The sequence below is a fragment of the Pseudomonas sp. V88_4 genome, assembly GCF_029967985.1.
Taxonomy (GTDB): domain Bacteria; phylum Pseudomonadota; class Gammaproteobacteria; order Pseudomonadales; family Pseudomonadaceae; genus Aquipseudomonas; species Aquipseudomonas glycinae.
Genome location: NZ_JASCAF010000032.1, coordinates 1 through 10,672, shown reverse-complemented (window position 1 = coordinate 10,672; position 10,672 = coordinate 1). Strand labels below are relative to the sequence as shown.

Annotated in this window: 8 protein-coding genes and 1 riboswitch; of the genes, 3 read left to right on the top strand and 5 right to left on the bottom strand. The window is 61.4% G+C overall.

Annotated elements, in window-relative coordinates; genetic code table 11:
- Positions 1 to 2: 2 nt before the first annotated feature.
- A complete protein-coding gene (gene metH / locus QLG12_RS10405) occupies positions 3 to 3,713 on the bottom strand; it encodes a methionine synthase (RefSeq protein ID WP_011334495.1) in 3,711 nt (1,236 codons plus the stop codon).
- 159 nt (positions 3,714 to 3,872) lie between these two features.
- On the opposite strand from metH, the gene QLG12_RS10400 reads away from it, so the two are divergent.
- The 3 genes from QLG12_RS10400 (at position 3,873) to nfuA (ending at position 7,904) form a co-directional block, all read left to right on the top strand.
- Positions 3,873 to 6,167: a fatty acid cis/trans isomerase gene (locus QLG12_RS10400; RefSeq protein WP_197867960.1), complete on the top strand. Its 2,295-nt coding sequence runs from the start codon at positions 3,873 to 3,875 to the stop codon at positions 6,165 to 6,167.
- Positions 6,168 to 6,226: 59 nt separating this feature from the next.
- Positions 6,227 to 7,228, top strand: a complete 1,002-nt coding sequence (locus tag QLG12_RS10395; protein ID WP_282474437.1) for an acyltransferase — start codon at positions 6,227 to 6,229, stop codon at positions 7,226 to 7,228.
- A gap of 91 nt (positions 7,229 to 7,319) precedes the next feature.
- Positions 7,320 to 7,904 carry a Fe-S biogenesis protein NfuA gene (gene nfuA, locus QLG12_RS10390; RefSeq protein ID WP_007959519.1) on the top strand — a complete coding sequence of 195 codons (585 nt, stop codon included), beginning with the start codon at positions 7,320 to 7,322 and terminating at the stop codon, positions 7,902 to 7,904.
- A gap of 142 nt (positions 7,905 to 8,046) precedes the next feature.
- On the opposite strand, the gene cobM is transcribed toward nfuA, so the two are convergent.
- The 4 genes from cobM to QLG12_RS10370 form a co-directional block, all read right to left on the bottom strand.
- On the bottom strand, positions 8,047 to 8,793 hold the full coding sequence (gene cobM / locus QLG12_RS10385) for a precorrin-4 C(11)-methyltransferase (RefSeq protein ID WP_282474436.1): 747 nt from the start codon (positions 8,791 to 8,793) through the stop codon (positions 8,047 to 8,049).
- Between the two features lie 91 nt (positions 8,794 to 8,884).
- Entirely contained in the window at positions 8,885 to 9,298 is a 414-nt protein-coding gene (locus QLG12_RS10380) for a cobalamin biosynthesis protein (RefSeq protein ID WP_011334491.1), read from the bottom strand.
- Positions 9,295 to 9,996 carry a CbtA family protein gene (locus QLG12_RS10375; protein WP_108562227.1) on the bottom strand — a complete coding sequence of 234 codons (702 nt, stop codon included), beginning with the start codon at positions 9,994 to 9,996 and terminating at the stop codon, positions 9,295 to 9,297. The genes QLG12_RS10380 and QLG12_RS10375 overlap by 4 nt, the downstream gene beginning before the upstream one ends.
- Before the next feature lie 11 nt (positions 9,997 to 10,007).
- A complete protein-coding gene (locus QLG12_RS10370; RefSeq protein WP_007959524.1) occupies positions 10,008 to 10,205 on the bottom strand; it encodes a CbtB domain-containing protein in 198 nt (65 codons plus the stop codon).
- 120 nt (positions 10,206 to 10,325) lie between these two features.
- Positions 10,326 to 10,546: riboswitch (cobalamin riboswitch) on the bottom strand.
- Positions 10,547 to 10,672: the final 126 nt, after the last annotated feature.

Here is a 10,672-nt window from a genome sequence, read left to right as displayed (position 1 = left end):
GCTCAGTTGTCGTAGCCCAGGTTGGGTGCCAGCCAGCGCTCGGTCAGGCTCAATTCCTGGCCTTTGCGCGAGGTGTAGCTCTGCACCTGATCCTTGTCGACCTTGCCCACGGCGAAGTACTGCGCCTGCGGATGGGCGAAGTACCAGCCGCTGACCGCTGCCGCCGGGAACATCGCGTAGTGCTCGGTGAGGAACACACCGCTGCGGCCGGCGCGCATTTCCTGTGCTTCAGGGTCGAGCAGGGCGAACAGGGTGGCCTTCTCGGTGTGATCCGGGCACGCCGGGTAGCCGGGGGCAGGGCGGATGCCGGAATACTGCTCTTTGATCAGCGCCTCATTATCGAGGGCTTCATCCTTGGCGTAACCCCAGTGCTCTTTGCGCACCTGCTGGTGCAGCCACTCGGCGCACGCCTCTGCCAGACGGTCGGCGAGGGCCTTGACCATGATCGAGTTGTAATCGTCGCCAGCGTCCTGATAGGCCTTGGCCACTTCTTCGGCGCCGATCCCGGCGGTGGTGATGAAACCACCAACGTAGTCGGTCACTTCGCTGTCCTTCGGCGCGACGAAGTCGGCGAGGGAGAAGTTCGGTTTGCCGTCGGTCTTGATGATCTGCTGGCGCAGGTGATGCAGGCGCGCCATTGGCTTGCCGTCATCGCCGTACAGCTCGATATCGTCGTCGTGCACCTGATTGGCCGGCCAGAAGCCGAACACCGCACGGGCGCTGATCAGTTTCTCGTCGATCAGCTTGGTCAGCATCTCGCGGGCGTCCTTGTACAGCGCGGTCGCCGCTTCGCCGACCACTTCGTCTTCGAGGATGCGCGGGAACTTGCCGGCCAGGTCCCAGGAGATGAAGAACGGCGTCCAGTCGATGTACTCGGCGAGAACGTTGAGGTCGATGTTGTCCAGCACGCGGGTGCCGGTGAAGGTCGGTTTGACCGGGGTGTAAGTGGCCCAGTCGAACTGCGGCTTCTTGGCGATCGCGGCGGCGTAGCTCAGGCGTTCGGTGCGGGCGCTGCGGTTGGCGGTGCGCTCGCGGACGTCGATGTACTCTTCGCGGGTCTTCTGGACGAAACCGGCTTTCAGTTCCTTGGACAGCAACTGCGTCGCCACCCCCACGGCGCGGGAGGCGTCGGTCACGTAGACCACTGCGTCGTTGCTGTACTTGGGCTCGATCTTCACCGCCGTGTGCGCCTTGGAGGTGGTCGCGCCGCCGATCATCAGCGGCAGGTGGAAGTCCTGGCGCTGCATCTCGCGGGCCACGTGGACCATCTCATCCAGCGACGGGGTAATCAGCCCGGACAGGCCGATGATGTCGCATTTCTGCTCCTTGGCCACCTGCAGGATCTTCTCCGCCGGCACCATCACGCCGAGGTCGACGATGTCGTAGCCGTTGCAACCCAGCACCACGCCGACGATGTTCTTGCCGATGTCGTGTACGTCGCCTTTCACGGTGGCCATCAGGATCTTGCCCTTGGCTTCCGGCTTGTCACCTTTTTCCAGTTCGATGAACGGAATCAGGTGCGCCACGGCCTGTTTCATCACGCGGGCGGATTTAACCACTTGCGGCAGGAACATTTTGCCGGCGCCGAACAGGTCGCCGACGATGTTCATGCCGGACATCAGCGGGCCTTCGATCACTTCGATCGGGCGGGCGAAGGACTGACGGGATTCTTCGGTGTCTTCGACGATGTGGGTGGTGATGCCCTTGACCAGCGCATGCTCCAGACGCTTGTTGACGTCCCAGCCGCGCCATTCTTCGGTCTCGGCTTCCTTGACGCTGCCGTCGCCCTTGTACTTGTCGGCGATGGCGAGGAGGGCGTCGGTGCCTTCCGGCGTGCGGTTGAGGATCACGTCTTCAACGGCGTCGCGCAGTTCCTGCGGGATCTGGTCGTAGATCTCCAGCTGACCGGCGTTGACGATCCCCATGGTCAGGCCGGCGCGGATCGCGTACAGCAGGAACACCGAGTGGATCGCCTCGCGCACCGGGTTGTTGCCGCGGAACGAGAACGACACGTTGGACACGCCGCCGGAGCTCAGGGCATACGGCAGCTCGTCGCGGATGTAGGCACAGGCGTTGATGAAGTCCACAGCGTAGTTGTTGTGTTCTTCGATGCCGGTGGCCACGGCGAAGATGTTCGGGTCGAAAATGATGTCTTCCGGCGGGAAGCCGACTTCGTTGACCAGAATGTCGTAGGAGCGTTTGCAGATCTCTTTCTTGCGCGCTTCGGTATCGGCCTGGCCGGCTTCGTCGAACGCCATCACCACCACGGCGGCGCCGTAGCGCTTGCACAGTTTGGCGTGGTGGATGAACTGCTCGACGCCTTCTTTCATGCTGATCGAGTTGACGATGCCCTTGCCCTGAATGCACTTGAGGCCGGCTTCGATCACGTCCCATTTCGAGGAGTCGATCATGATCGGTACGCGGGAGATGTCCGGTTCGCCGGCAATCAGATTGAGGAAGGTCACCATGGCCTTCTTCGAATCGAGCATCCCTTCGTCCATGTTGATGTCGATTACCTGGGCGCCGGCCTCGACCTGCTGCAGGGCGACTTCCAGGGCTTCGGTGTAGTTGTCTTCACGGATCAGCCGGGCGAATTTGGCGGAACCTGTGATGTTGGTCCGCTCGCCGACGTTGACGAACAGCGAGCTGCGATCGATGGTGAACGGTTCCAGGCCCGACAGGCGGCAGGCCTTGGGAATGTCCGGAATCTGCCGAGGCGCGTAACCGGCGACGGCTTTGGCGATCGCTTCGATGTGGCCCGGCGTGGTGCCGCAGCAACCGCCGACGATGTTGAGGAAACCGCTCTGGGCGAATTCTTCGATGACTTTGGCGGTGTCCACCGGCAGTTCGTCGTACTCGCCGAATTCGTTCGGCAGGCCGGCGTTCGGGTGGGCGGACACGTGAGTGCTGGCCTTGTCCGACAGCTCTTCCAGGTACGGACGCAGTTCGCGGGCACCGAGGGCGCAGTTCAGGCCGACCGAAATCGGTTTGGCGTGGGCCACGGAGTTCCAGAACGCTTCGGTGGTCTGGCCCGACAGGGTGCGGCCGGAGGCGTCGGTGATGGTGCCGGAGATCATGATCGGCAATTCGAAGCCCAGTTCTTCGAACACGCCTTGCACGGCGAAGATTGCGGCTTTGGCGTTGAGGGTGTCGAAGATGGTTTCGATCAGGATCAGGTCCGCGCCGCCCTCGATCAGGCCTTTGGTGGCCTCGGTGTAGTTTTCCACCAGCTCATCGAAGGTGACGTTGCGATAGCCCGGGTTGTTGACGTCCGGCGACAGCGAGCAGGTGCGGCTGGTCGGGCCGAGCACGCCGGCGACGAAGCGCGGCTTGTCGGGGGTCTCGAGGGTTTTCGCGTCGGCGACCTTGCGTGCCAGACGGGCGCCTTCTACGTTGAGTTCGTAGACCAGTTCTTCCATGCCGTAGTCGGCCATGGAAATCTGCGTGGCGTTGAAGGTGTTGGTCTCGAGGATGTCGGCACCGGCATCCAGGTAGGCTTTCTCGATGCCGCCGATCACGTCCGGGCGGGTCAGCACCAACAGGTCGTTGTTGCCCTTGACGTCGCTCGGCCAGTCGGCGAAGCGTTTGCCGCGATAATCCTGCTCTTCGAGCTTGTAGCTCTGGATCATCGTGCCCATGCCGCCGTCGAGAATCAGGATGCGCTCTTTGAGAGCTTGCTTGAGAGCTTGAAGGCGAACGCTGCGATCGGACATTGGGACTACTCGAAAAAGACCATGACGAAGGGCCGGGATCATAACAAACCTGTGCGGTTTTAGAGCATGTGGCGCTTTTGCATGAATATCGTTCATGTTGGTACGGGCGTCATAACGGTAGAATCGCGGCGTTTTTTCTTCAGGATCAGGATCAGGGACATGTCGCACCGCGTCATCAGCATTGCATTGCTGTTTTTTAGCTTTGGCGCGGCGGCGCAGAGTTCCGCTGTTTCTTCTTCTATTTCCTACACCCGAGACATTCAGCCGATCTTCACCGAAAAGTGTGTGGCCTGCCATGCGTGCTACGACTCTGCCTGTCAGTTGAACCTGGGCAGCGGCGAAGGTGCGGCCCGTGGCGCGAGCAAGATGCCGGTCTACGATGGCGAACGCACCCAGGCGGCGCCGACCACCCGGCTGTTCTATGACGCCTTCGGCAAACGGGCCTGGCAGCAGAAAGACTTCTATTCGGTGCTCGACGCCCAAGGCAGTCAGGCCGCTCTGATGGCACGCATGCTGGAGCTGGGACACAAAACGCCGCTGACACCCAACGCCAAGCTGCCGGAAGACATCGTGCTGGGCCTCAATCGCGAGAACCTGTGCGCGATGCCCGCCGAATTCGACGGCTATGCCGGCGCCCATCCGAAAGAGGGCATGCCGCTGGCGGTGACCGGCCTGACCGATCAGCAATATCAGACGCTGCAACGCTGGCTCGCTTCCGGTGCGCCGATCGACGAGCAAGGCCTGGCGCCAAGCGCCAAGGAGGCGATGCAGATCGTCCAGTGGGAAAACCTGCTCAACCAGCCCGGTGCACGGGAGAGTCTGGTCGGACGCTGGTTGTTCGAGCACTGGTTCCTGGCGCACATCTATTTCAAGGACGGCGAGCCGGGGCATTACTTCCAGTGGGTGCGCTCGCGCACGCCGACCGGGCAACCAATCGATCTGATCGCCACCCGTCGCCCGAACGACGATCCGGGTACCCAGGTCTACTATCGTCTGTGGCCGGTGCAGGGCGTGATCGTGCACAAGACCCACATCACTTATCCGCTGAGTGCGGCGAAGATGGCGCGGGTCAAGAGCCTGTTCTACAACGGCCACTGGCAGGTCAACGCCTTGCCGGGCTACGGTCCGCAGAGCCGGGCCAACCCGTTCGCCACCTTCGAGGCGATCCCGGCGCAGGCGCGTTATCAGTTCATGCTGGATAACGCCGAATACTTCGTGCGCACCTTCATTCGCGGCCCGGTGTGCCGTGGGCAGATCGCGACCGACGTGATCCGCGACAACTTCTGGGCGCTGTTCCAGGCCCCGGAACACGACCTGTACATCACCGACCCGAACTATCGCGGCCAGGCCACGCCGTTGCTGGCCATGCCGGGGCAGAACGACGACGTCGGCAGCGTCCTGAGCCTGTGGCACAACTACCGCAACAAGCGAAACCAATACGAAGCCCTGCGCCGTGACAGCTACGCCGACCTGCCGGCGCCGAGCTGGTCGACCCTGTGGGCCGGCAACGACAACGCCTTGCTCAGCATCTTCCGCCACTTCGACAGCGCTTCGGTGACCAAGGGCCTGATCGGCGAAGTGCCGCAGACGATGTGGCTGTTCGACTATCCGTTGCTGGAGCGCACCTATTACCAGCTGGCGGTGAATTTCGATGTGTTCGGCAACGTCTCCCATCAGGCGCAAACGCGCTTGTATTTCGACCTGATCCGCAACGGCGCCGAACAGAACTTCCTGCGTCTGATGCCCGCCGATTCCCGCGAGGGCTACCTCGACGATTGGTACCAGAGCAGCGGCCAGTTCAAGATGTGGCTCGATTACGAAGCCATTGACGACGACAAGCCCACCGCACTGAAACTCGACGAGAAAGACCCGAAACACGATTTCGCCATGCAATTGCTGGCGCGCTACGGTGATCTCAACGCGCGTCCGGATCCGATCAACCGTTGCGAAGACGCCTATTGCTCGCGCCCGAACATCGACCCGGCGCTGCAAAATGCCGAGCAGGCGCTGAGTCGCCTGACTTCGCGCCCGGCGGCCGGTCTCAAAGTGATCGATCAATTGCCGGAAGCCACCATGCTGCGGGTCGAAACCCGCAGCGGCAAGCGCGAGGTCTACAGCCTGCTGCGCAATCGTGCGCACAGTAACGTGGCGTTCTTGCTCGGTGAATCGCTGCGTTATCAGCCGGGGCTGGACACGCTGACGATCTATCCGGGCGTGCTCAGCAGCTACCCGAATTTCATGTTCAACATCCCGGCGGATCAGGTGCCGGCGTTTGTCGATGCCATGGAAAACGCGAAGGATGCGCCGCAATTCGAGAAGATCGTCGAACGTTGGGGGATTCGCCGCAGTCATCCGCAGTTCTGGTTCTATTTCCACGACTTGAGCCAGTACATCCACGAGACCGAGCCGGTGGAAGAGGGTGTGCTGGACATGAACCGGTACGAGAATCTTTGATCGTTTGAACGATGGCGGTTGTCCCAATCCTGTGATGTACGGAATCGGGAGCGCCGTCGATGTTGATTTCAGTGCAGGCCCTGCGAGCGCTCGCCGCGTGGGCGGTGGTCTGCCATCACTTCATGCAGATTTTCTTCGACTTCGAGGCGCGAGGGCCGATCGGTCAGTTGTTCATCGACAAGGGCGCCGTGGGCGTCGATATATTTTTCGTGATCAGCGGGCTGGTGATTTTCCTGTCCACCGAAGGCAAGGCGCTGCCGCCAGCGCGGTTTTTGTTGTATCGACTGTTTCGGATTGTCCCGGCGTATTGGCTCTATACCGTGCTGATGGCGTTGCTGGTGGTATTCGCCCGGCCGTTGTTGCCGGATCAAACGGTGGACTGGAGCCATTTGCTCCTGTCGTTACTGTTTATCCCGACCGAAAACCCCGGCGGCTACGGGATCTATCCGACTCTGAATGTCGGCTGGACCCTGAATTACGAAATGCTGTTCTACGTGTTGTTTGCCTGGGCGCTGTTGTTCCGGCTGCAAGTACGCCTGCTGGTGGTCGCGGCGCTGCTGTTTGCGGTGTGTCAGGCCTGGACCGGGTTTGGCTGGGTCAGCGAGTTCTATCGCTCGGACATCGTTTATGAATTCCTGCTGGGGATCGGCATCGGCATGCTCTACCGGCGCGGCTGGATCGGGCCGGCGCTCTGGCTGCCGTTGCTGGGGATCGGCGCGGCGTTGCTGGCGATCTATCACCTGGCGCCGGAACCCCGTTTGCTGAATTGGGGCCTGCCCAGTGCGGTGCTGGTCATGGCCAGCATGGCGCTGGAGCGGCATGTCGAACGCAACAGGCTGCTCAAGCTGCTGGGCGACTGTTCCTACTCGGTGTATCTGATGCATGTGCTGGTACTGTCGGCGGGCGGTTATGTGGCCCGACGCTATGGGATCAACCCATATTTGATGTTTATCGTCTGTGCGCTGGCCATCGCTATCGGTTCGTGGCTGAGCTACGAATGGGTGGAAAAACGCAGTTATCAATGGCTTAGGGCACGGATTGACGGCGAAGCTGGCGCTTAGCCGATTTGCGAACTATTCCTACGTAAATAGTAGGACTTTGTGCCGCGCGCCGATTGGCGTAAACTCCGCCTCAAGCCTGCGAGGAGTCTCCATGACCGCTATTACCATTACCGACGCCGCCCATGATTACCTGGCCGATCTGCTCTCCAAGCAGAACACCCCGGGCATCGGCATCCGCGTTTTCATCACCCAGCCTGGCACCCAGTACGCCGAAACCTGCATTGCCTACTGCAAGCCGGGCGAAGAGAAACCTGAAGACACGGCGCTGGGGCTGAAAAGCTTCACCGCTTACATCGACTCGTTCAGCGAAGCGTTTCTCGATGATGCCGTCGTCGACTACGCCACCGACCGCATGGGTGGCCAGCTGACCATCAAGGCGCCAAACGCCAAAGTGCCGATGGTCAACGCCGACAGCCCGATCAACGAGCGCATCAACTACTACCTGCAAACCGAAATCAACCCGGGGCTGGCCAGCCACGGCGGTCAGGTCAGCCTGATCGATGTGGTTGAAGACGGCATTGCCGTATTGCAGTTCGGCGGCGGTTGCCAGGGCTGCGGCCAGGCGGACGTGACCCTGAAGGAAGGCATCGAGCGCACCCTGCTTGAGCGCATTCCGGAGCTCAAGGGCGTGCGCGACGTGACCGACCACACGCAGAAAGAAAACGCCTACTACTAAGGTGTTCGCTGCGGCATGAAAAACGGCGCCCCGTGAGCGCCGTTTTTTGTGCGTGAAATTCAATGACGCCTTCGCGAGCAAGCCCGCTCCCACACTGGATCGCATTCCAAGTGTGGAAGCGGGCTTGCTCGCGAAAGGGCCGTCATGGGCGGTAAAGGTGTGCATGCCCCGCGCGATACAGCGACGACTCACTGAAGTGATCGCTGCCCAACACCCGCCCGACCAGAATCAACGCCGTACGCCGAAAACCCTTCGCCGCCACCTTCTCGGCAATATCTTCCAGCGTCCCCGTCACCCAGTCCTGATCCGGCCACGTCGCCCTATGAATCACCGCGATCGGGCAATCCGCGCCGTAATGCGGCAGCAGCTCGGCGAGGATCTTCTCCAGATGATTGACCCCCAGATGAATCGCCATGGTCGCCCCGTGCTGCGCCAGGTTGCCGAGCTCTTCGCCGGCAGGCATCGCAGTCTTGTCCGCAAAACGGGTCAGAATCACGCTTTGCGAGATGTCCGGCAGGGTCAGTTCAGCGCCCAACAGCGCGGCGCACGCGGCGGTGGCCGTCACGCCGGGAATGATTTCGAACGGAATATCCAGCTCACGCAGATTACGAATCTGCTCGCCAATGGCGCCATACAGACTCGGATCCCCCGAATGTACCCGCGCCACATCCTGGCCCTTGGCGTGGGCGGTCTTGATCAGGTCGATGATCTGTTCCAAGTGCAGTTCGGCGCTGTTGATCACGGTTTCAGCGCAATGACCTTCCAGCACTGCCGTCGGCACCAGCGAACCTGCGTAGATGATCACCGGGCAACGGCGGATCAGCCGTTGGCCTTTGACAGTGATCAATTCCGGGTCGCCGGGGCCGGCGCCGATGAAGTAAACGGTCATCGTTGGATCCTGTAGGAAAGGGGCAGGGCAGTGCTTCACAAGCCTTTCAGATGAAGAATGCTCATGATCGAAAGCGGGGATTATCGGGAATTTACGCCGCGCCGGCCAATGCCAGAGTTGCCTGCGCGTATTTTTGCCGGGATATCAGCAGTTTTGCCGGGCCGCTGATCAACTGTTCGGCGAGCGCCAGCGCGGCACTTTCCGCCACGCCGTAGCAACCGGTGCGTTCGAAGGCGATCTGTGAATGGTGACTCAAACGTTGCTGATAACTGGCCAGTTCCTCGCTGCTGAAATACAGCAACGGCAGTGCCAGTTGGGCGGCGAGTTCCTGCAAACCGGGTTCGTCGCGCTTGAGGTCGATGCTGGCCAGTGCCTTGACCTTCTCAAGATCAATCCGATGAGCCTGCAATGCCTGATCAAGCAACGCACGCAGCGTACTGGCCGGGCAGCCGCGCTGGCAGCCCAGGCCGACCACGAAGGTCGGCGCTGCGCTGTCATCGGTCATGCGTGGTACTGACCTTCGCTTTTGCGGCGGAACAACCAGGCGCTGATCAGGCCCAGGGCCAGCCAGAACGCAACGTTGGTCAGCTGCGAAGCGATTTTGAACTGGGCTTCCAGGGCTTCCGGAGCGAGCATCGAATGCACTTCCGGTTGCGGCGCGCCGATCACGTGCGGCACGGCAAGGATCGCCACACCGAGGATTTTCATCAGCCAGTTGCGACTGAACGCAATCAAGGCCAGGCCGACAGCGGTGGAGGCGGCGGTGCCGATCCACCACATCTGACGCGAGGCCAGATCTGCGGCTGCGGTGCCCGGCAGCTCAGGCGGCAGCCCCATGGTCGGCGCGAGCACGAAAGTCGCGTAGCCGGCCAGACCCCAGAGCAGGCCCTGCGAGGTCTTGGTCGGTGCACGCAGGGTGTACAGACCTGCCAGCATCAGGGCAAAACCCACGGCTACCACCAGATTGCCGCCTGTGGTGGAAGCCACTCGCTGCCAGCCGTCTTCCGGCTCCCAGGCCTCGGCATCGTGGGTGTGGGCGGCGGTGCCGGCGGCGTGTTCGTGAACTTCGGCCACCGGTTCGGCTTTCTCGAAGGTTTCGGCCTGAAGAATCAGCGGCGAAACCCAGAAGCTTTGCAGCAGCGTCAGGAGCAGGGCGGCCAGCAGGCCGGTGAAACCTGCGGTCTGCGCAATACGCTTGATCATGTCGTCAGGTCTCAGTGGCACGGGAACGCGGCGCTGTGGCGGGTATCGTGAGCGGCGTTGTGCACCGCTTCGATGTGCGAGAAACCGGCGAAGTACACCAGGCAGGCACCGAGGATCGACGCGCAGACGGCGGCGGTCAGGCGTTGGCTCAGGGTGGTGGTGCTGGAGATCTTGTCCGAATTGCTGCCGGTGCTGCTGATGATCGACATGGCGCTTCCCTCTGGAGTGTCAGCGGGCGGATAGAGCGCATGAAAACCCCTGCGGCCGGGCACGCAGAGGTTCGAACAGCGCCCGCCCACCGCGGGTTTGTTATGTTCAGTAACGCAAGATGCGCACTGTGTGTTGCGGGCCGGTCTCCGGGCTCACGAGGGGTTGGCGACAGGCCGACCTGCAAGCGTCACCTTCCCATGCCGGGGCACAGTGGATCTGACGCTTCGCTCGCTTACCGTTGCGGGGGCAGCACCGGACTGACATGGCTTTAGAGTAAAGCACATGATTCACCGGTTTCCCGTTTCACCCTGTGAAGGGCACCCGTAACAAGTTGTGTAGGAGACCATGAGGGGGAATTTGAGTCAATTGGGATTGGGATTGGGGGCAGATCCGTTGCTGCGGTTATGGCTGCTTAGGGTTCCGCCCTTACGGCGGGTCACTTTTGGCAAACGCCCCAAAAGTAACC

What these genes read in the sequence shown, in the direction of transcription:
- metH (WP_011334495.1), bottom strand. Translation starts at nt 3,713, where the DNA reads ATGTCCGATCGCAGCGTTCGCCTTCAAGCTCTCAAGCAAGCTCTCAAA.
- QLG12_RS10400 (WP_197867960.1), top strand. Translation starts at nt 3,873, where the DNA reads ATGTCGCACCGCGTCATCAGCATTGCATTGCTGTTTTTTAGCTTTGGC.
- QLG12_RS10395 (WP_282474437.1), top strand. Translation starts at nt 6,227, where the DNA reads ATGTTGATTTCAGTGCAGGCCCTGCGAGCGCTCGCCGCGTGGGCGGTG.
- nfuA (WP_007959519.1), top strand. Translation starts at nt 7,320, where the DNA reads ATGACCGCTATTACCATTACCGACGCCGCCCATGATTACCTGGCCGAT.
- cobM (WP_282474436.1), bottom strand. Translation starts at nt 8,793, where the DNA reads ATGACCGTTTACTTCATCGGCGCCGGCCCCGGCGACCCGGAATTGATC.
- QLG12_RS10380 (WP_011334491.1), bottom strand. Translation starts at nt 9,298, where the DNA reads ATGACCGATGACAGCGCAGCGCCGACCTTCGTGGTCGGCCTGGGCTGC.
- QLG12_RS10375 (WP_108562227.1), bottom strand. Translation starts at nt 9,996, where the DNA reads ATGATCAAGCGTATTGCGCAGACCGCAGGTTTCACCGGCCTGCTGGCC.
- QLG12_RS10370 (WP_007959524.1), bottom strand. Translation starts at nt 10,205, where the DNA reads ATGTCGATCATCAGCAGCACCGGCAGCAATTCGGACAAGATCTCCAGC.